The organism is Pseudomonas sp. MF09156, assembly GCF_059862305.1.
On sequence record NZ_JCBCUR010000003.1, the window covers coordinates 505,733 to 525,046 of the forward strand.

The 19,314-nt window shown below is 62.6% G+C and carries 17 protein-coding genes; 4 read left to right on the forward strand and 13 right to left on the reverse strand.

Features of this window, described 5'->3' with window-relative positions; genetic code table 11:
* The 3 genes from AC19YY_RS11335 to AC19YY_RS11345 are packed head-to-tail and all read left to right on the forward strand — an operon-like array spanning position 1 to position 2,426.
* A complete protein-coding gene (locus AC19YY_RS11335; RefSeq protein ID WP_500604183.1) occupies positions 1-1,116 on the forward strand; it encodes a methionine ABC transporter ATP-binding protein in 1,116 nt (371 codons plus the stop codon).
* Complete coding sequence (locus AC19YY_RS11340) at positions 1,106-1,750, forward strand: methionine ABC transporter permease (protein ID WP_169953913.1); 645 nt, start codon at positions 1,106-1,108, stop codon at positions 1,748-1,750. The genes AC19YY_RS11335 and AC19YY_RS11340 overlap by 11 nt, the downstream gene beginning before the upstream one ends.
* Before the next feature lie 40 nt (positions 1,751-1,790).
* Positions 1,791-2,426 (forward strand): class I SAM-dependent methyltransferase, encoded by a 636-nt coding sequence (locus AC19YY_RS11345; RefSeq protein ID WP_170042327.1) that lies wholly within the window; start codon positions 1,791-1,793, stop codon positions 2,424-2,426.
* A gap of 531 nt (positions 2,427-2,957) precedes the next feature.
* Here AC19YY_RS11345 and AC19YY_RS11350 read toward each other — a convergent pair.
* The 4 genes from AC19YY_RS11350 to AC19YY_RS11365 all read right to left on the reverse strand — a co-directional run bounded on the left by AC19YY_RS11350 (position 2,958) and on the right by AC19YY_RS11365 (position 10,531).
* The gene (locus AC19YY_RS11350) at positions 2,958-5,195 is read right to left on the reverse strand and encodes a glycoside hydrolase (RefSeq protein WP_500604184.1); all 2,238 of its coding nucleotides are present in this window, start codon (positions 5,193-5,195) and stop codon (positions 2,958-2,960) included.
* A 127-nt stretch (positions 5,196-5,322) separates the two neighbouring features.
* Entirely contained in the window at positions 5,323-8,364 is a 3,042-nt protein-coding gene (locus AC19YY_RS11355) for an efflux RND transporter permease subunit (RefSeq protein WP_500604185.1), read from the reverse strand.
* A complete protein-coding gene (locus AC19YY_RS11360) occupies positions 8,361-9,431 on the reverse strand; it encodes an efflux RND transporter periplasmic adaptor subunit (RefSeq protein WP_500604186.1) in 1,071 nt (356 codons plus the stop codon). The genes AC19YY_RS11355 and AC19YY_RS11360 overlap by 4 nt, the downstream gene beginning before the upstream one ends.
* A complete protein-coding gene (locus tag AC19YY_RS11365; protein ID WP_500604187.1) occupies positions 9,428-10,531 on the reverse strand; it encodes an efflux RND transporter periplasmic adaptor subunit in 1,104 nt (367 codons plus the stop codon). Before AC19YY_RS11365 ends, AC19YY_RS11360 begins: the two co-directional genes overlap by 4 nt.
* A 164-nt stretch (positions 10,532-10,695) precedes the next feature.
* On the opposite strand from AC19YY_RS11365, the gene AC19YY_RS11370 reads away from it, so the two are divergent.
* A complete protein-coding gene (locus AC19YY_RS11370) occupies positions 10,696-11,856 on the forward strand; it encodes an AAA family ATPase (RefSeq protein ID WP_500604188.1) in 1,161 nt (386 codons plus the stop codon).
* Between the two features lie 123 nt (positions 11,857-11,979).
* On the opposite strand, the gene AC19YY_RS11375 is transcribed toward AC19YY_RS11370, so the two are convergent.
* From AC19YY_RS11375 to AC19YY_RS11415, 9 genes are all read right to left on the reverse strand, one after another.
* A complete protein-coding gene (locus AC19YY_RS11375; protein ID WP_169953925.1) occupies positions 11,980-12,846 on the reverse strand; it encodes a transporter substrate-binding domain-containing protein in 867 nt (288 codons plus the stop codon).
* Positions 12,843-13,619, reverse strand: a complete 777-nt coding sequence (locus AC19YY_RS11380; protein WP_169953926.1) for an amino acid ABC transporter ATP-binding protein — start codon at positions 13,617-13,619, stop codon at positions 12,843-12,845. The genes AC19YY_RS11375 and AC19YY_RS11380 overlap by 4 nt, the downstream gene beginning before the upstream one ends.
* On the reverse strand, positions 13,616-14,275 hold the full coding sequence (locus AC19YY_RS11385; RefSeq protein ID WP_076962043.1) for an amino acid ABC transporter permease: 660 nt from the start codon (positions 14,273-14,275) through the stop codon (positions 13,616-13,618). Before AC19YY_RS11385 ends, AC19YY_RS11380 begins: the two co-directional genes overlap by 4 nt.
* A complete protein-coding gene (locus AC19YY_RS11390) occupies positions 14,256-14,921 on the reverse strand; it encodes an amino acid ABC transporter permease (RefSeq protein WP_169953927.1) in 666 nt (221 codons plus the stop codon). Before AC19YY_RS11390 ends, AC19YY_RS11385 begins: the two co-directional genes overlap by 20 nt.
* Before the next feature lie 473 nt (positions 14,922-15,394).
* Positions 15,395-16,177 carry a MetQ/NlpA family ABC transporter substrate-binding protein gene (locus AC19YY_RS11395; protein ID WP_170058185.1) on the reverse strand — a complete coding sequence of 261 codons (783 nt, stop codon included), beginning with the start codon at positions 16,175-16,177 and terminating at the stop codon, positions 15,395-15,397.
* 149 nt (positions 16,178-16,326) lie between these two features.
* Positions 16,327-17,253 carry a sigma 54-interacting transcriptional regulator gene (locus AC19YY_RS11400; protein WP_169953929.1) on the reverse strand — a complete coding sequence of 309 codons (927 nt, stop codon included), beginning with the start codon at positions 17,251-17,253 and terminating at the stop codon, positions 16,327-16,329.
* Positions 17,254-17,302: 49 nt separating this feature from the next.
* Positions 17,303-17,884, reverse strand: coding sequence for an alpha/beta hydrolase (locus AC19YY_RS11405; RefSeq protein ID WP_032856553.1), 582 nt, complete (start codon positions 17,882-17,884; stop codon positions 17,303-17,305).
* Between the two features lie 298 nt (positions 17,885-18,182).
* Entirely contained in the window at positions 18,183-18,584 is a 402-nt protein-coding gene (locus AC19YY_RS11410; RefSeq protein ID WP_029299521.1) for an ExbD/TolR family protein, read from the reverse strand.
* A 1-nt stretch (position 18,585) separates the two neighbouring features.
* Complete coding sequence (locus AC19YY_RS11415; RefSeq protein WP_169953930.1) at positions 18,586-19,311, reverse strand: MotA/TolQ/ExbB proton channel family protein; 726 nt, start codon at positions 19,309-19,311, stop codon at positions 18,586-18,588.
* Between the last annotated feature and the right edge of the window lie 3 nt (positions 19,312-19,314).

The following is a 19,314-nucleotide window of genomic DNA, read 5'->3' on the forward strand; positions in this document are numbered from 1 at the left end:
ATGAGCGCCGCCAACAGCCAACTGCGCGACCTGGGCACACCGCCCAGGGACGCCCGGCAGACCGAACTGCACCCAGACCTCAACCGCGCCCATGTGCGTTTTATCAACCTGGGCAAAACCTATGACGGCACGGTGCATGCGCTGCAAGGCATTGACCTGGCGATCCAGCACGGCGAAGTGTTCGGCATCATCGGCCGCAGTGGCGCCGGCAAGTCGTCGCTGATCCGCACCATCAACCGCCTGGAGCAACCCAGCAGCGGCCGGGTGCTGATCGACCAGGTGGATATCGGCGAGTTCGACGAAGACCGCCTGGTGGCCCTGCGCAGGCGCATCGGCATGATTTTCCAGCACTTCAACCTGATGTCGGCCAAGACCGTGTGGCAGAACGTCGAGCTGCCGCTGAAAGTCGCCGGTGTGCCCAAGCCACAGCGCGCACAAAAAGTCCGCGAACTGCTGGAGCTGGTGGGCTTGCAAGACAAGCACAAGGCCTACCCGGCGCAGTTGTCCGGCGGGCAGAAGCAACGGGTAGGCATCGCCCGCTCGCTGGTACACGACCCGCAGATCCTGCTGTGCGACGAAGCCACCTCGGCCCTGGACCCGGAAACCACCCAGTCGATCCTCGGCCTGTTGCGCGAGATCAACCGGCGCCTGGGCCTGACCATCGTGCTGATCACCCACGAGATGGCGGTGATCCGCGAAATCTGCGACCGCGTGGTGGTGCTGGAACACGGGCGGATCGTCGAGCAAGGGCCGGTGTGGGAAGTGTTTGGCAACCCCAGGCATGAGGTCAGCAAAACCCTGCTGGCGCCCCTGCAACATGGCTTGCCCGATGAGCTGCAAAAGCGTTTGCAGGCCACGCCGCCGTCGGCGCAGGCGGCCGTGGTGCTGCGCCTGCAATTTACCGGCGCCAGCGCGGATGAACCGGACCTCGCCGCACTGTTCGGCGCTCTGGGTGGGCGCGTGCGCCTGCTGCAAGGCGGGGTCGAGCGCATCCAGGGCCACGCTCTGGGGCAGTTGCTGCTGGCGGTGAGCGACTCCACCCTGGATCCCGATACATTACGCACCCGCGCCGAGCGCTGGGCACAACAGGCCGAGGTGCTGGGCTATGTGGTTTGATCGTTTATTGCAGGGCGCCATCGACACCTTGTTGATGGTCGGGGTGTCGTCGTTGATCGCGCTGTTGGTGGGCATCCCGCTGGCGGTGTTCCTGGTCACCAGCGACAAGGGCGGCATCTACCAGGCCCCCGCGTTGAACCGGGTACTGGGGGCGTTCGTCAACCTGTTCCGCTCCATCCCCTTCCTGATTCTGATGGTGGCGCTGATCCCGTTCACCCGCCTGATCGTCGGCACCACCTACGGCGTATGGGCCGCCGTGGTGCCGCTGACCATCGCCGCCACGCCATTCTTTGCGCGAATCGCCGAGGTCAGCCTGCGCGAGGTCGACCATGGCCTGATCGAAGCCGCCCAGGCCATGGGCTGCCGGCGCTGGCATATCGTCTGGCATGTGCTGTTGCCGGAAGCGCTGCCGGGGATCGTCGGCGGGTTCACCATTACCCTGGTGACCATGATCAACTCGTCGGCCATGGCCGGGGCGATCGGCGCCGGTGGCCTGGGGGATATTGCCTACCGCTACGGTTACCAGCGTTTTGACAGCCAGATCATGCTCACGGTGATTGTATTGCTGGTTCTGCTGGTGGCCGCGATCCAACTGGGCGGCGATCGCCTGGCGCGCGGGCTGAACAAGCGCTGAGGTATAGTCGGCACCTTTCTTTGCCCTGGTGCCGACTGCCATGAAACTCGCCCCCGACGACCTCGACCAGATCACCTCCACCACCCTGGGCCACTACAACCAGGTGGCCGAGGACTTTCGCGAAGGCACCCGCGACCATGATGTAAGCCAGAACATCGACGCACTGCTGCGGCATATCCAGGCGCCCGCACCGTTTACCGTGCTGGACTTCGGCTGCGGGCCGGGGCGGGATTTGCAGACCTTCACCCGGCTTGGGCATATCGCCGTAGGCCTGGATGGCGCCGAGCGTTTCGCGCAGATGGCGCGCCAGGACAGCGGCTGCGAGGTACTGCAGCAGGACTTCCTCAAGCTGGATCTGCCGGCCGCGCGCTTCGACGGGATTTTTGCCAATGCGGTGCTGTTCCATATCCCCAAGCAGGAGTTGCCGCGCATTCTCCAGCAACTGCATGCTGCGCTGAAACCGGGCGGGGTGTTGTTCAGCTCCAATCCCAGGGGGCAAAACCAGGAGGGCTGGAACGGGCCGCGTTATGGCTCGTATCACGACCTTGCGGCCTGGCAGGCGCTGCTGGCGGCGGCGGGGTTTGTGGAGTTGGAGCACTACTATCGCCCGGCGGGGCTGCCGCGCGAGCAGCAGCCCTGGTTGGCCAGTGTGTGGCGTAAGGTAGAGGTTGTCTGAGCGGACGCTATCGCAGCGATGCGGCGACCCGACAAGCCAGCTCCCACATTGGTTTTGTGGTGCGTCCAGAATTCCCTGCCTGATCGAGAACCCCTGTGGAAGCGGGCTTGCCCGCGATGGCGGTAGTACAGGCACTATCTTTGGTGGCTGACATACCGCCATCGCAGGCAAGCCAGCTCCCACATTGGTTTTGTGGTGTGTCCAGAACTCCCTGCCTGGTCGAGCCCCCCCTGTGGGAGCGGGCTTGCCCGCGATGGCGGTAGTACAGGCACTATCTTTGGTGGCTGACATACCGCCATCGCAGGCAAGCCAGCTCCCACATTGTTTTGTGGTGTGTCCAGAATTCCCTGCCTGGTCGAGCCCCCCTGTGGGAGCGGGCTTGCCCGCGATGGCAGTAGTACAGGCACTATCTTTGGTGGCTGACATACCGCCATCGCAGGCAAGCCAGCTCCCACATTGTTTTGTGGTGTGTCCAGAGCTCCCTGCCTGGTCGAGCCCCCCCCTGTGGGAGCGGGCTTGCCCGCGATGAACTCAAGGGCGCTGCTGATCCACCTGATACACCACCGGACTTTCACCCACCACCCACGCCGTCACACTCCGCCCCGGATACCCGTCCCTCTGCTCCTGCGCAAAGTTGGCCACCAACCGCGTGCCATCGGTAAACGTGGTCTGCTGCACCAGCCGGTCGTTGCTCAGCCAGCGAAAATCCGTCATTGCCTGGGTCGCCAGACGCTCATGCAACGGGCGGAAAAACCCATCCTGACGCTGGATCATCGGCAAGCGTTGCTTCAAGGTAGCGGCGCTCAAGTGATAGAGCGGCGGCACGTTGTAAAGCAGCTGGGTCAACTCGTTTTCCGCCTGCACATTGCTCAGCTTCAGGCTGTCGAACAGCCAGTGATGGCTGGTAATGACCGAGCCATGGAACACCGCCTGATACAGCGGCAGGCGCATCGCCGGGGCAAAGTACACGCTGCGCAGCGGCTCTTTGAGCGGCACGCGCTTGAAGAACACCGCCGGTTCCTCCGGTGGATACCAGGCGCCCACGTAGTAAGGCGATTGCTTGTCCTGGGTCATCTCGCGGTCGCCCCAGCCCATGACCGGGGTTTGCATGCCATGGGCGAACAACACGCCGCGGGCGGTGGTGGCATTGCCGTCTTCGGAGCCCACCGGCAACTGGAGGTGGCTACCAATCCAGCGCGCCGCGTCGATATTGCCCTCGGCGTTCTGCGCCTGGGTCATGCCCAGTACCGAGCGATAGCTGTCAAACAGCATGCCGGTGGCGTAGGCATCGAGAAACCAGGCATTGAACCCGGCCCTGGCCTGCACCGCTGTCACCCGTGCCTGCAGCAGCGGGCGCACGCAACGCGGGTCGGTGTAGTGCCCGGACTTCTGGAAGCCGGTCTTGAGCTGGCCATTTTTCAACATGATCGCGCAGTCGCGGTACGCCCGGCTGCCCAGGTGCGCGGTGGTCCAGTCGGGGTTCTCCGTGTCCGCCAGCGCGGTTTCATAGGAATCATAAGGCGCCATCAAGTACCCGGCCTCGACACCCTTGCGTACCGCCTCAGGGTGCCAGAGCCCGCCCTCCCAGCCTTCGCCCAGGGTCAATAGCAAGCGTGGTAGGCCACTGTCTTGCAGGGTCTTTATAGTTTTGGCGGATAAGGTGCTACCCCAGGTTTCGGGGGGCGCGGTCAAGGCGCTGGCAAACTCCTGCGCCAATGCCTGACGGACCACCCCATAGCCTTCGGCGAGGGCCTGCATATCGGGCTCGGTCTTGGCTTGCCAGCCCTGGCGCGCCTTTTTGTCGAGGGCCGCGTTGAGCCCTCTTAACAACACGGCTTGCTGGTAACGATCCAGAAACGGCTGGGTGACGTGCACCACCTGCGTCGCCTGCGGGTCAAGCAGGCCCCTGAGTTGCGCGCCCAACCCATCAGCCGCGCGCAGCAATGTGCGTAGCTGCTGCCAATCGCGTACATCACCAAGGCCCAGCAGGTCGTTGCCCCACAGGTACACATGGCTGGCACCCAGCAGTTTTTCGCCGTCAGGCAGGCGTTGCAGCTTTTGCGCCAACGGCTCGTAAAGGCCCTGCTCCACCAGCCACTGGCGATAGCGCTTGGCACCGGCCAGCAAGTCGGCTTCGCCCAGGTTCAGGCGCAGTGTCATCGGTGCGCCAGGGTCCAGGGCGGTGAACTCATGGCGCAACGTCAAGCCCAGGCGCTGGCCCTCGGCATGCCACTGCAAGCGATTGTTGTAGGGGTTGGTCAGCAGCCAGTTGAGGGTAAAGCTGGCGTGGTCGACGCCCCATAACGGCAGGCTGAGGTCTTGGGTGCTGTTCACATCGCCGTAATCGAGCAGGAAGTCTTGCCACAGGCGATTGCCGGCGGGGATGTAATGCCCCTCGGCGAGCGGCCAGATCAAACCCTTGCCCATGGCGCTGGCCGGTTGCCGGAGGATGTCCAGTTCAGCAGCCTCGCGTGCGGTGACGCTAAGGATCAGGTCGCGCTGCTCCAGAGTGGCGCTCAGGTGATAGGCCCCCTTGTCCCATTGCCAGTTGGCCTGTTGATCGGCCTGTTGCAACTGGCTGACCTCATGGGCCGCCACGCCGCTTGAGGCCAGTACCGGTTCGCCGCCAGCGGGGGTAACGCGTACAGCCAGGGTCGCCGCGTCGAGTTCGATACGCCATTGGGCGTTTTCCAGCACGGTGCCGGCAACCGCCAGGGGTGAGAGCAGTAGCATGCAAACCATTAAGGTAAGGCGCAGACAACGAGGCATGGCAAAGACCTTCACACAAGTGAAAGCCTGGAGGGTAAAACAATTGGTTACCTGAGAAACGCCCCATTAGGACTTTGAGACGTTTCCCACGGCCCCTACCGCGCTGTAGGAGCCGGCTGGCCGACTCCTACGCGGGCTCGCGAATTTTGTACCAGGCCACATACAACGCCGGCAAAAACAGCAGCGTCAGCAGGGTGGCGATGATGATGCCGCCGATCATCGCGTAGGCCATCGGCCCCCAGAACACTTCCCGGGCGATGGGGATCATGCCCAGGCTGGCGGCCGCCGCCGTCAGCAGGATCGGCCGGCGCCGGTGTTCGGTGGCCTGCACCACCGCCTCCCACGGTGTGTAGCCATCACGCTCGTAGGCGTCGATCTGGGTCACCAGGATCACCGAGTTGCGGATGATGATACCGATCAACGCCAGGATCCCCAGGATCGCCACAAAGCCCATGGGCGTGCCCGTGGGAATCAGCGCCAACACCACGCCGATCAGGCCCAGTGGGGCCACGCTGGCCACCAAGAACATTTTCTGCACGCTGTGCAACTGGATCATCAGGAAGGTCGCCATCAAGAACAGCATCAACGGCACCACACTGGCAATCGGGCCCTGGGCCTTGCCGCTTTCCTCCACGGTGCCACCGGTAGCGACCGTGTAGCCCACCGGCAAGCCGGCGCTGAATTTCTCGATTTCAGGCTTGAGCTGCTTGACCAGGTCGGTCGGCTGCATCTCGTCGCGCACGGCGGCCTTGATGGTGATGGTCGGCTTGCGATCACGGCGCCACACCAGCGGCTGCTCCAACTCGTAGCGCACGGTGGCAAAGGCCAGCAATGGGATCGAGGTGCCGCTGGGGGTGACGATCTGCAGGTTCTGCAAGGTTTCCGGGGTGCCGCGCTCGGCGTCTTCGGCGCGGCCGACCACGTTGATCAGGTAGATATCGTCGTGTACCTGGGTCACGGCCGAGCCGCTGACCACGCTGTTCATCAACTGCGCCACGTCTTCGGACGACAGCCCAAGCTGGCGCGCCTTGTCCTGGGCGATATCGACCCGCAGCACTTTGCCCGGCTCGTTCCAGTCATAGATGATCTCGCCCAGGTGCGTATTTTTATCCAGCAACGTCGCCAGTTCGATGGCGTGTTTGCGCACCTGGTCGATGTCCTTGCCAGACACCCGGTACTGGATCGGCCGCCCGACCGGCGGGCCCATTTCCAGGGGTTGGACAAAACTGCCGACGCCCACGAAGTCATCGCGCAAACGTTTTTGCAGGCGCTCGATCAACGCGCCGCGCTCCTCCAGGCCCTTGCTGACAATCACTAACTGCGCGTAGTACGGGTTCTCCAGTTGCTGGTCCAGGGGCAGGTAGAAACGGATCGCCCCTTGGCCGATATAGGTGCTCCAGCGTGCGATGTCGGGGTCGTCCTTGATGATTGCCTCAAGCCGATCCACGGCCTTGCGGGTTTCGTTGATCGAGGCGTTTTGCGGCAGGTTGAGGTCGACGAGGATTTCCGGGCGATCCGACGACGGGAAAAACTGGTTCTGCACAAACTGCATGGAAAACACCGACGCCACGAACAGCAGCACCGTCAGGCCAATCGCCCACCAGCGGTTGCGCATGGCCCACAGCATACCGGCGTTGAACACCCGCCCGATCCGCCCCGGCTCTTCACTGTGGGGTTTGACCTTACTGCTGAGGATATGCACGCCAATCACCGGCGCAAACAACACGGCCACCACCCACGACACCAGCATCGCCACCGCAATCACCGCAAACAGGGTGAAGGTGTATTCGCCGGCCGAGCTGGCATTGAGGCCAATCGGCACGAAGCCGGCCACGGTCACCAGGGTGCCGGTGAGCATGGGGAACGCGGTGGAGGTGTAGGCGTAGGTCGCGGCCTGTTCCAGGGTTTCGCCTTTTTCCAGGCGCGTGATCATCATTTCCACGGTGATCATCGCGTCATCCACCAGCAAACCGAGGGCGATGATCAACGCACCCAGCGACACCCGCTGCATGGTGATGCCGCTGTACTCCATAAACACAAACACCAGTGCCAGCACCAGCGGGATCGAGCACGCCACCACCAACCCGGCACGCAGGCCCAGGCTGATAAAGCTCACCACCAGCACGATGATCACCGCTTCGAACAGCGCACTGGTGAAGCCGCCGACGGCCTCTTCCACCACCTCTGCCTGGTCCGACACCTTGTGCACGCCGATGCCCACCGGCAGGTCGGCAGTCAGCTCGTCCATGCGCTGGTGCAGGGCCTTGCCGAATTCCTGGATATTGCCGCCCTTCTGCATGGCGATGGCCAGGCCAATGGCTTGCTGGCCGTTGAAACGAAACATCGGCCGCGCCGGATCCACATAGCCACGGCTGATATCCGCGATATCCGCCAGGCGGTAGAAGCGGTCATTGAGCCGCAGGTTGACATCAGCCAGATCCTTTTCCGAGGCGAATTGCCCGGAGGTACGCACCGAAATCCGCTCCGGCCCGGCCTCGATCACCCCGGCCGGGGTCACCGCGTTCTGCGCTTGCAGGCTCTGCACCACTTGGCGCTGGTCAATCCCCAGGGCGGCCAGTTTGCGCGTGGAAAAATTCAGGTAAATCACTTCGTCCTGCTGGCCGATCATCTCGACCTTGCCCAGCCCCGGCACCGCCCGGATTTCGGCGCGCACCTGCTCGACGTAGTCGCGCAACTGGCGCATCGACATGCCATCGGCGGTAAAGGCATACACCGAGCCAAACACATCACCGAACTCGTCGTTGAACGACGGTCCCTGCAAGCCCTGGGGGAAGGTGCCGCGAATGTCGTCGATTTTCTTGCGCACCTGGTACCAGATCTCGGGGATCGCCTTGGCGCTGGTGGTGTCCTTGAGGAACACAAAAACCGTGGATTCACCGGGCCGGGTGTAGCTTTTCACATAGTCCAGGGAGTCCAGCTCTTCGAGCTTTTTCTCGATGCGGTCGGTGACCTGCTTGAGGGTTTCTTCCTGGGTCGCGCCCGGCCAGCGGGTCTGGATCACCATGGTCTTGATGGTGAAGGACGGATCCTCCTCGCGTCCCAGGTTCATGTAGGAAAACACGCCCATCAGCAGCGCAACGAACATCAGGTACCAGACGAAGGACTGATGCTTGAGTGCCCAGTCGGATAAGTTGAAGCTCCCTTTCATCGCGGGCTGTCCTCGTCGGTTTTGACTTTTTGTCCGGGTTTGAGGCTGTTGACGCCGGCGCTGACCACCCGCTCGCCAGGCTGCACGCCGCCGTTGAGCACGACACTGCTGGCATCACGGCTGACCAGGGTCACCTCACGGGGTTGCACGGTCTGCTGCTGCATATCGATGACCCAGATGCGGGCCTTGCCCTCGACATCCTGCACCGCGCTGGCGGGCAACTCGATGCGTGGTGCGATGGCCGAACTCAAGGTCACACTGATCGCCGTGCCCAACCGGAACGCCGGGGGCGTCTGGGCCAGGGTCAGGCGCGCGCGACGGGTGCGGGTTGCGCTTTGTGCCTGGGGCTCGATCTCGCGCACGGTGGCGGTGGTGTTGATGCTGGGGTCCAACTGGCTGGCCACCAGGAACACCACATCCGGCGGCAGACGCTCGGCGAGGCCGGCGGGCAGGTCGATCACCGCTTCCTTGATATCCGGACGGGCCAGGGTCACTACTTGCTGGCCGGCGCTGACCACCTGGCCGGCCTCGGCATTCCAGGCGGTGACGATGCCACCGTGGTCAGTGCGCAACTCGGCGTAGTTGAGCTGGTCCTTGGCCTGGTCCACCGAGGCCTTGGCCTGGTCGAGGGAGGCCTGGGTAGTTTTCAGGTCGGTCTGGGCAATGTCCAGTTGCGCCTGGGCGCCGACGCCACGGTTGAACAACTCCTGCTGGCGCCGCGCATTGGCCTGGGCGTTGATAAATTGCGCCTGGATCCGCGCCAGGTCGCCCTGGGCGGCGCGCAGTTGGTTCTGCTGGTCGGTGGGGTCGAGCACCGCCAGCAAGGCGCCTTTTTCGACTTCGGCCCCCACATCCACCGCGCGCCGGGCGATGCGCCCTGGCACCCGGAAACCCAGGTTGCTTTCATAACGCGCCTGGATGCTGCCGGCAAAGCGCCCGAGGTGAGCCTGGTCTTCGGCCTTCACCTCGACCCAGAGCACCGGCCTTATAGGCTCCGGCGCCGGCTCTTCCTTGGAACAGGCGATCAGCAACAGGCTGCTGGCGAGGATCAGCGTCAGGTGCTTCATGGCTGCACGCCCTTGGCCTGGGCCTGGTCCGGCGCCTGGGCGATCTCCACCACCATGCCTGGATGCAACAATTGCCCACCGGCCACTACGACTTTTTCGCCGCCCTTGAGGCCATCGCTGATGATCACCTTGCCGGTCAGGTAGCGCGCGACAGTGACCTTGTGTAATTGCGCCTTGCCGTCGCCATCCACCAGCCACACGGCGGGCTCGCTGAGATCCTTGGTCAGTGCAGCCCAAGGCAGTTCGATGCTGGCCTTGGCTTGCCCGTTGGCGGTGGCGCTGACCACCGAACCCAGTTGCATGCCCTTGGGCAAGGCCTCCAGGGCGATCTTCACCTGCACCGTGCCGCTGCTGGCCGCAACGGCCGGGGTCACTTCACGCACCCGGCCCACGGCCTTGATGCTCGGGTTATCCAGCAGGCTGACGGTGATTGGCGCATCCGGCGGTGGCTCCGCCAGCAGCGATTCGTAGACGTTGAATACCGCGTCGCGCTCGCCGTCACGGGCCAGGCTGAAAATCGGCACGGTGGCCTGTACCACCTGGCCGACTTCGGCCTGGCGCGCGGTAATCACCCCCGGCGCTTCGGCGATGAGGGCGGTGTAGCCCAACTGCTCGCGGGCGTTGGCCAACTGCGCCTGCGCCGCCGCCAGGGCACTTTGGCTGCTGCGCAAGGCGGCCTCGGCCGCGTCGTACTCGCTGCGGCTGGTGTAGCCCTTGGGCAGGAGTTTCTCCTGGCGCACAAAGGCCGCCGCCGTCTGTTTGACCCGCGCCTGTTCCGCCACCACCTGGGCCTGGGCGGAATCGACGTTGGTCTGCAAATCCTTGGGATCGAGCCTGGCCAGCACTTGCCGGGCCGTCACGCGGTCGCCCACATCCACCATGCGCTGGATAATCTTGCCGCCCACGCGAAACGACAAATCGGTCTGCACCCGCGCCTGGATATCCCCGGTAAGGGTCACCGCCGCCGCGAAATCGGTCGGCTGCACGGTTTGCACAAACACCCTGGAATGGGCCTTGGGTTCAGGCTTTTGCTGGCCACAGCCGCTCAGCAATGCCAGCAGGGCAACGCCACAAATAACTGTTGAGGTGGGACCGCCCATGCAGGCTCCTTTTGCGTGATACCGACGTGCCAGTGTGTATGCGACTGTGAGCTTAGTTCAGGGTTCCGCCTTCGACTATGGGAATTACATGGCCTCGGTTGATCGCCGGCAAGCCGACTCCTACAGGGTAAGATGGCGGTCCATACCGGCCGGGAACGCCCCTGATGCTGAAAACCTTAGCGGTGGCCAATTACCGCTCGATCAATAAATTGGTGGTACCGCTGGATCGGCTGAACCTGATCACCGGCCCCAATGGCAGCGGCAAATCCAACCTGTACCGCGCCTTGCGCCTGCTGGCGGAAACCGCCCAGGGCGGCGTGATCAATGCCCTGGCCCGTGAAGGAGGCCTGGACTCGACGTTCTGGGCCGGCCCCGAAAACATCAGCCGGCGCATGCTAAAGGGCGAAGTCGCGGTGCAGGCCAGCGTGCCCCAGGGCGTCAAGCGCTTGCGCCTGGGCTTTGCCGGCGAAGACTTCAGCTACGCGATTTCCCTGGGCTTGCCAGTACCCAGTTCGTCGTACTTTTCCCTGGACCCCGAGATCAAGAAGGAATGCATCTGGGCCGGCCACGTCTATCGCCCGGCCAGCCTGCTGGTGCAACGCTCGGGGGCGATGATCCGCGCCCGAGACGGGCGGGCCTGGGATGTGCTGGCCCAGCACACGCCCGACTACCACAGCCTGTTCGACCAGGTCGGCAGCCTGCGCGGCTCGCCCGAAGTGCTGATGCTGCGCGAAAGCATTCGCGGCTGGCGCTTCTACGACCACTTTCGCAGCGACGCCGATGCGCCGGTGCGCCTGCCCCAATTGGGTACGCGCACACCGGTGTTGCACCACGATGGCCGCGACCTCGCGGCCGCGTTGCAGACTATCCGCGAAATCGGCGACACCGAGGCCTTGCAGCGCGCAGTCAGCGATGCGTTTCCCGGCGCACGCCTGAATATCCAGCCGTTGCAGGGCGGACGTTTTGCCATTGAGTTTTATCAGGAAGGGTTGCTGCGGCCACTGTCGGCGGCGGAGTTGTCGGACGGCACCCTGCGCTACCTGCTGCTGATCGCCGCCCTGCTGACGCCACGCCCGCCAACGATGATGGTGCTCAACGAACCGGAAACCAGCCTGCACCCGGACCTGTTGCCGGCCTTGGCGCGCCTGATCATCCAGGCATCAAGGCAATGCCAGGTGTGGGTGGTGTCCCATGCCAGCCGCTTGATCGCGGCGTTGCAGCAGGACGAGGGATGCAATTCGATTGTGCTGGAGAAGGTGATGGGCCAGACGCAGATTGTGGGGCAGCGGGTGTTGGATGAGCCGGCGTGGCATTGGCCTCAGTAAGCGGCGTCTGTCGTGCCGCCATCGCGAGCAAACCCGCTCCCACATTTGAATGTATTCACTAATCAAATGTGGGAACGGGCTTGCTCGCGATGGCAGTAGATCAAACAACACAGAGGCCAGGGTTCAACCCTGCCACTTACCCCCTTCAACAATCACACTCTCAGGCTTGGTGTCGTCGCTCAGTTCTTTACGCACGTACTGGTCATACAGCTTGAGCAAGAACTTCTCTTCACCCAACTTCGCCAACTCGGCATTCACCCAGTCGCGCAGTTCGATATTGCCCTTCTTCACCGCCGGTGCAATCGGCGCTTCGTCGCCCAGCTTCTGTTCGAGCACGCGGTAGCCCGGGTTCTGTTTGGCCCAGCTGAACAGCACCAGGTTGTCCTGGGCATAGGCATCGCCACGCCCAGCCGAGAGGGCTTGTAGCGACTCGGAGTTTTTCTCGAACTTGAGCAGTTTCCAGTCTGGATGGTTCTTGGTCAGCCAGATATCGGCCGTGGTGCCGGTGGTGACGATGGTGGTGCGGGTCGCCAGGTCGTCGAGGCTTTTGACCACGCTGTCGTTAGGCACCAGGGCCTGGACCGCGACTTTCAGGTTGGGGTTGGTGAACTCCACCGCTTCCTTGCGCTCCGGGGTCACGGTCATGTTGGCGAGGATCAGGTCGACCTTGTCGCTCTGCAAAAACGGGATGCGGCTGGCCGGCTCCACGGCCACGAACTCGACCTTGTTCTCGTCACCCAGCAGGTCCTTGGCAAACCGGCGGCCGATGTCGGTATCAAAGCCCACGTAGCGCCCGGCTTCATCGACAAAGCCAAACGGCGGCTTGTCGGTAAACACGCCGACGATCAGCTTGTCGCGGGCCTTGATCTTGTCGATGTAACTCACCGCCGCCGGCGCGGCAGCGGCGGGTTTGGCCGGTTCTTCAGTTTTATTGCAGCCGGCCAGTAAGGCGAGGCCGAGCAGCGGCAGTAACAACTTGGCAGTTTTCATGACAGCTCCAGTTCCTTGATTTTCTTGGGCAGTGTTGAAACAAACGAGAATTTCTCGAGGAACTGCTGCGCGCGTGCGGTCTGCGGGTTCGTAAAGAAGGCCTCGGGGGTGTTGTGTTCGAGGATGCGGCCAGCCTCCATAAACACCACGCGGTCGGCGACGGCGCGGGCAAAGGCCATTTCGTGGGTGACGATCAGCAGGGTCATGCCATCGCGGGCCAGGTCCTGGATCACTTCCAGCACCTCCTTGACCATTTCCGGGTCGAGGGCGGCGGTGACTTCGTCAAACAGCATGACCTGGGGGTTCATGCACAGCGAACGGACGATGGCGATACGTTGCTGCTGGCCGCCCGAGAGCTGGCGCGGGAACGCATCGCGCTTGTCGGCGAGCCCTACCCGCTCCAGCAGTTTTTGCGCCTGTTCACGGGCTTCGCGAGGCTCGCGCTTTTGCACTTTGAGTGGGCCCAGCAGGATGTTGTCGAGCACGCTCATATGGGGGAACAGGTGGTAACTCTGGAACACCATGCCTACGTCCTGGCGCACCTGGCGCCAGTCGGTGTGTTTATCCAGCAGCTCTTTGCCGGCCAGCCGCAGGCTGCCGCTGTGGGCCACTTCCAGGCCATTGAGGCAGCGCAGCAAGGTGCTTTTACCGCAGCCGCTGGGGCCGAGGATCACCACCACTTCGCCGCTTTGCACCCTCAGGTCGATGCCATTGAGCACCTGCTGTTCGCCGAAGAATTTATTGAAACCCTGGAACTCGATCAGTGCGCTCATGCTTGGGCCCAGCGCCGTTCCAGCACCTTGGAGGCGGCCGACAACGGGTAGCAGATAAAGAAGAAAAACAGGAACAGCGCGCCGTAGATCAATACCGACTCGTAAGTGCGCTCGATGATTTGCTGGCCGACCTTGATCACGTCCACCACGCCGATCAGCACCGCCAGGGAGCTGGTCTTGATGATCCGCGTGTAGACGTTGATGGTCGGCGGCGTCATGCGCTTGAGCGCCTGGGGCAACAGCACGTAGCCGTAGAGCTGCGGCGCCGACAAGCCAATCGACAGCCCCGCCTCCCGCTGCCCGCGCGGCAGCGAATGCAAGGCCCCGCGCACCACTTCGCCCACTTCACTGGCGCCCCACAGCGACAGCACCAGCACCGCGCACCAGAAACTGGGGATGCTCAGGCCGGTGAAAATCGGCAGGCCAAAAAACAGCAGATACAGCCACACCAGCACCGGAATCGCGCGGAACAATTCCAGGTAAATGCGCAGCAGCAGGTTGATCGCCCGCACATTCAAAGTGCGCAGCACCCCATACACCACCCCGCCAATGGTGCTGAAGGCGATGCTCAAAAACGAAATCGACAGGGTTTGTGCAGCGCCCTTGCCCAGTTGCGGCAACGACACCCACAACAATTCAAGACCCGAACTGGCCATGCTGGAGCCTCCTTTCCAGGCGGCTGAGCAGCAGCGACAGCGGCAAGAACAACAGCACGCAAATCAGCGTGAGCACGGCGAGCATCTCGTAAGTCTTGTAGTAGAGGGCGATGTAACTTTTGGTGGTGTAGAGAATCTCTGGCACCGCCACCGCCGACACCACGGTGGTTTCCTTGAGCAGGAAAATGAAATTGGCGAACAGCGCCGGCAGGCTGAGGATCCCGGCCTGGGGCAGGATCACATGGCGCAGCAACTGCCAGTCGGACAGGCCGATGGACTTGCCCGACTCGATCTGCGCCAGCGGCACCGCTTCCACACCGGCGCGCAGCACTTCGGTGAGGTAGGCGCCGCCCAAAAAGGTCATGGTGATGATCGCCGCCCAGAACCCGGAGATATTCAAACCCAGGGCCGGCAAGGCGAAGTACACGAAGAACAGCTGGATCAGCAGCGGCGTGTTGCGCGCCAGCTCCACATACAGCGCTACCAGGCGCGACAGGTAGGGCGTGCGGAACACCAGCAGGGCCGAGTTGATCAGCGCCACCAGCAGCGAGGTGCCGATGGCGATCAAGCCTACTTGCAGGGTCACCCCCACGGCCTTGAGAAACGCCGGCAGGGTGCTGAGGATAAACGCGTAGTCGAAGGTCATTTCAAGTCCTGGGCGCCGCAGGGGTAATGCGGCGTAAACGCAGTCCGGTCCAGCGTGGGTAACGCCGGGAAGCGCTGACTTTAAAGGTATAAAAACCAAAATTTAAATACCGAAATAGAATATTGATATCACCCAAAAAGCTAACCGGCGGATTCGCCGGGTTGCCGGGTGACAGCTATTGTTCTGGGGGGTGTAGGAAGGGTCTTTTTTTCAGCGCTGAACCACAGGGAAGGACAGCGCGTGCCCAGACTGAGGGCCATTTAACAGCGAGGGAATGCCAGATGAGCGAGACAAAACCGATTGACCCGCAGGACTTGGTGAAATGGCTGGTGGCGCTGCGGCGGGCGATCAACCGCCGGGATTTGTAGCGCAGTGTGGGAGCGGCTCCCACATTTTTGATCCTCGTTGCCCAACAAAAAACGCCGACGCTGTATCAGCCGTCGGCGTTCAAACCTTGAAGGGGGTTTGGCAAATCAGAACGCCGGCAACACCGCGCCGCTGTATTTCTTCTCGATGAAGGCTTTGACTTCAGGGCTGGTCAGGGCCTTGGAGAGTTTCTGGATGGCGGCGCTGTCCTTGTTGTCTGGGCGGGCTACCAGATAGTTCACGTACGGCGAGTCGGCGCCTTCAATGATCAACGCATCCTTGGCCGGGTTCAGGCCGGCTTCCAGGGCGTAGTTGGTGTTGATCATGTCCAGGTCAACCTGGTCCAGGACGCGCGGCAGCAGGGCCGATTCCAGTTCCTTGAACTTCAGGTTCTTCGGGTTGCTGGCGATGTCCTTTGGCGTGGACAGGGCGTTTTTCGGGTCCTTGAGGGTAATCAGGCCGGCCTTCTGCAGCAGCAACAGGGCGCGACCACTGTTGGAGCCTTCGTTGGGAATAGCCACGGTGGCGCCGTCTTTCAGGTCTTCAAGCTTGGTGACTTTCTTCGAGTAGCCGCCAAACGGTTCAACGTGCACGCCAATCACGGTGACCAGGTTGGTGCCTTTACCCTTGTTGAAGTTTTCCAGGTACGGCAGGGTCTGGAAGTAGTTGGCATCCAGGCGCTTCTCGGCCACTTGCACGTTCGGTTGCACGTAGTCGGTGAAGACCTTGATTTCCAGGTCCACGCCTTCTTTGGCCAGGGTCGGCTTGATCAGCTCAAGGATCTCGGCGTGCGGCACCGGCGTGGCCGCGACCACCAGTTTTTCGTTGGCTTGAGCGATACCGGCAGTCAGGGCCGCCGCCAGGGCGGTGAACAACAGAACCTTTTTCATGCAGTGTCCTTAATCGAAAATCCGGGACGTCGGTGACGGCCGCTTCTTATGGGGGTGCCAGCGATGTGCTATCGCGGCGTGGAATGGACAATACCGATATTTTTTATTCCCGAACAATACCTTTTATTCACTTTGATATTCCATTTTGCTCATACAGAGCCCAAGCCCTGAAACAGACGCGTCAACGCTGCGCGCTCGACTTCGCTGCCGCTGCTCAGGATCTGTCGCACCTGATGCTCAATCTGCGCCACCGACGCCACCGGCAGGTTCAGATGCTCCGGCAAGATCTCATCGCCGCTGCTGACCAGCAGCGCAAAGTGGATCACGTTCTCCAGCTCCCGCGTATTGCCCGGCCAACTGTGCTGCTCCAGCACCCGCTGCGCGTCCTCGCTGATCAACGGCACCGGCAGGTCCAGGCGCTGGCTGTAGATCCCCAGGAAGTACTCGGCCAGGGACAGGATGTCGCCTACGCGCTCGCGCAGCGCCGGCAGTTCCAACTGGCCTTCGCTGAGGTAATGGAACAGGCGCTCATGGAATTTACCCACGGCCACCGCCTGGGCCAGGTCGATGCTGGTGGCAGCGACCAGGCGCACGTCCACCGGGCTCGGCTGATGGGCGCCGACGCGAGTGACTTCGTGGTTTTCCAGGGCGGCGAGCAGCTTGATCTGGATCGGCAGCGGCAAGTCACCGATCTCATCGAGGTACAAGGTGCCGCCGTTGGCCGAGCCGAACCAACCGGCCCGGCTGCTGGCCGCGCCGCTGTGGCTGCCGGCGGCATAGCCGAACAGTTCGGCATCGGCGTAAGTGGGGCTGATCGCACCGCAGTTGACCGACACAAACAGGCCGCTGCGGTCACTGCCACGATGGATATGGCGCGCCAGCAGCTCTTTGCCGCTGCCGGTTTCGCCGCGAATCAGTACGGGCAAGGCACGCGGGGCCAGGCTTTGGAGGTCTTCGCGCAGTTGCCGGGAACGGGGGTCGACAAACACCAGCGCCTTGGCGCGGATGCTCAAGGGGCTTTTTTCGGCATCGGGGAAGGTCAGCAGTGGCTGGCCAAAGGTTTCATGCAGGCTCATGGCAGGCTCCCGCCCCAATTCCACTTAAGGGACGGGGCGTTGAAAAGTATTAGGCGCGGCGCCGGGAGTGATGCTCCAGACGGTTTTGCAGGCGATAGAGGTAGGCGAAACCCTGCTCCCAGCGCTGGTGGCCGGACTTCACGTTGATATGCCCGGCGCCTGCGAGAATTCCGGCTTCAGCCCCCCAGTTCCGCGCCAGCTCCAGGGCCCGAGGGGCGCTGACCGCACTGTCGTTGTCGGAGCTGACGACCTGGCTGGGAAACGGCAACAGGTCGCGCGGAATCGGTGCAAAGTTGCGCAACGCCGGCGCACACGCGGGGCGCTCGACATCCGCCGGGGCCACCAGCAAGGCCCCGCGCACCTGACGCAGGAACTGCAATGGCGCGCTGGCCGCCCAGTGCGCCACGGTGATGCAACCCAGGCTGTGGGCGATGAGAATCACCGGAGTGCTGTCGGCCGCAATGGCTTCAGCCAGGGCCGCCACCCAGTCTTCGCGGCGCGGGGTCAACCAGTCGGCCTGCTCCACGCGGGCGCTGTTGGGCAGGCTGTTCTGCCAATGGGTTTGCCAATGATCTTCTGGCGATCCTTGCCAGCCCGGCACGATCAGGTAACGGATCAACTCGCTGTGCATGGGTGTGCCCTCCTGCAGCGTTTAACGTTGCTGACCAGTATAGGGACGGGGCATATATTCGTTAAGGAATAAGAAGCTATTTATTAATAACCAAAAACACAAAACCATTTCGCTCAAAATGTAGGCGCTGGCTTGCCAGCGATTGCGCCGTGTCCGCCGAAACATTCATCGACTGACTCACCGCTATCGCTGGCAAGCCAGCTCCTACAGGGGTTGGGCAGACGGCTTAAATCACAGGCAAAAAAAAAGGCCGCACCCTGCCAAGGAGACGGCCAAAAAATTGTCGAGGCTGTTGACACTAACGCGCAGTAATCACCGACAGCTTGGTAATTCCCGCTCGCTCAATCGACGCCATGGCCCGAGCCACTTCGCCATAGTTCACACCATCGTCAGCCTGCAGTTGTACCCGCACCTCTGGGTCCTTCGCCTTGGCGGCCTGCAGGTTGAATTCCAGCAGGTCCGGCTGGATTTCATCCTTGTTGATAAACACTTTGCCGGCGCCGTCGATGCTCACCACCAACGGGTCTTTCTGCTCCACCGGGGCCACGGCCTCGGTCTTGGGCAGGTTGATCGGGATCGCATTGGTCAACAGCGGGGCGGTGACGATAAACACCACCAGCAGTACCAGCATCACGTCCACCAGGGGCGTGACGTTGATCTCACTCAGTACCTCGTCGCTGTCTTGGGTGGAGAAGGCCATATCAGGACGCCTCCTTCACTTTTTGCGCGCTGCCCTGGGCGGCGTTTTTGTGCAGCGCCGGGTGGACCAGCACGCGGAACGAATTTTTCTGCGCCAGGCTGTAGAAGTCATGGGCGAAGTCATCCAGGTCGGCAGCTGTCAGCTTCAGGCGACGCAGAAAATAGTTGTAGACCAGTACCGCCGGTACGGCGACGGCGATCCCCACGCCGGTCGCGACCAGCGCCGCACCGATGGGCCCGGCCACGGTTTCGAGGCTGGCGGAGCCCGCGGCGCTGATCCCTTTCAACGCTTCCATGATCCCCCACACGGTGCCGAACAGCCCGATAAAGGGCGAGGTGCTGCCAATACTCGCGACCACGGCCAGGCCGGTTTCCAGGGAGCGCCGCTCACGCACGATCTGCTGGCGCAGGGCACGTTCGAGGCGGTCCTGGTGGTTGATCGCCTGGCTCAAGTCAGCGGCGTGCGGCGCATCACCGACCTGGATCGCGGCATAACCGGCCTGGGCCACACGGGCGGCGGCGCCGGGGTGGGTTTCGCTCAGTTCGGCGGCCGAATCGAGACTCGACGCTGCCCAGAACTGTTTGTGGAACTTGCGATCCTGGGCCTTGAGGCGGCCGAACTGCACGCCCTTGAGCAGGGCCAGGCCCCAGGTGGCGACGGAAAAAACCACCAGCAGCCAGATCACCGCGCTTTCGATGGATTCAAGTGGAGATGCCAGTAACGTCATGAT

What these genes read in the sequence shown, in the direction of transcription:
- AC19YY_RS11335 (WP_500604183.1), top strand. Translation starts at nt 1, where the DNA reads ATGAGCGCCGCCAACAGCCAACTGCGCGACCTGGGCACACCGCCCAGG.
- AC19YY_RS11340 (WP_169953913.1), top strand. Translation starts at nt 1,106, where the DNA reads ATGTGGTTTGATCGTTTATTGCAGGGCGCCATCGACACCTTGTTGATG.
- AC19YY_RS11345 (WP_170042327.1), top strand. Translation starts at nt 1,791, where the DNA reads ATGAAACTCGCCCCCGACGACCTCGACCAGATCACCTCCACCACCCTG.
- AC19YY_RS11350 (WP_500604184.1), bottom strand. Translation starts at nt 5,195, where the DNA reads ATGCCTCGTTGTCTGCGCCTTACCTTAATGGTTTGCATGCTACTGCTC.
- AC19YY_RS11355 (WP_500604185.1), bottom strand. Translation starts at nt 8,364, where the DNA reads ATGAAAGGGAGCTTCAACTTATCCGACTGGGCACTCAAGCATCAGTCC.
- AC19YY_RS11360 (WP_500604186.1), bottom strand. Translation starts at nt 9,431, where the DNA reads ATGAAGCACCTGACGCTGATCCTCGCCAGCAGCCTGTTGCTGATCGCC.
- AC19YY_RS11365 (WP_500604187.1), bottom strand. Translation starts at nt 10,531, where the DNA reads ATGGGCGGTCCCACCTCAACAGTTATTTGTGGCGTTGCCCTGCTGGCA.
- AC19YY_RS11370 (WP_500604188.1), top strand. Translation starts at nt 10,696, where the DNA reads ATGCTGAAAACCTTAGCGGTGGCCAATTACCGCTCGATCAATAAATTG.
- AC19YY_RS11375 (WP_169953925.1), bottom strand. Translation starts at nt 12,846, where the DNA reads ATGAAAACTGCCAAGTTGTTACTGCCGCTGCTCGGCCTCGCCTTACTG.
- AC19YY_RS11380 (WP_169953926.1), bottom strand. Translation starts at nt 13,619, where the DNA reads ATGAGCGCACTGATCGAGTTCCAGGGTTTCAATAAATTCTTCGGCGAA.
- AC19YY_RS11385 (WP_076962043.1), bottom strand. Translation starts at nt 14,275, where the DNA reads ATGGCCAGTTCGGGTCTTGAATTGTTGTGGGTGTCGTTGCCGCAACTG.
- AC19YY_RS11390 (WP_169953927.1), bottom strand. Translation starts at nt 14,921, where the DNA reads ATGACCTTCGACTACGCGTTTATCCTCAGCACCCTGCCGGCGTTTCTC.
- AC19YY_RS11395 (WP_170058185.1), bottom strand. Translation starts at nt 16,177, where the DNA reads ATGAAAAAGGTTCTGTTGTTCACCGCCCTGGCGGCGGCCCTGACTGCC.
- AC19YY_RS11400 (WP_169953929.1), bottom strand. Translation starts at nt 17,253, where the DNA reads ATGAGCCTGCATGAAACCTTTGGCCAGCCACTGCTGACCTTCCCCGAT.
- AC19YY_RS11405 (WP_032856553.1), bottom strand. Translation starts at nt 17,884, where the DNA reads ATGCACAGCGAGTTGATCCGTTACCTGATCGTGCCGGGCTGGCAAGGA.
- AC19YY_RS11410 (WP_029299521.1), bottom strand. Translation starts at nt 18,584, where the DNA reads ATGGCCTTCTCCACCCAAGACAGCGACGAGGTACTGAGTGAGATCAAC.
- AC19YY_RS11415 (WP_169953930.1), bottom strand. Translation starts at nt 19,311, where the DNA reads ATGACGTTACTGGCATCTCCACTTGAATCCATCGAAAGCGCGGTGATC.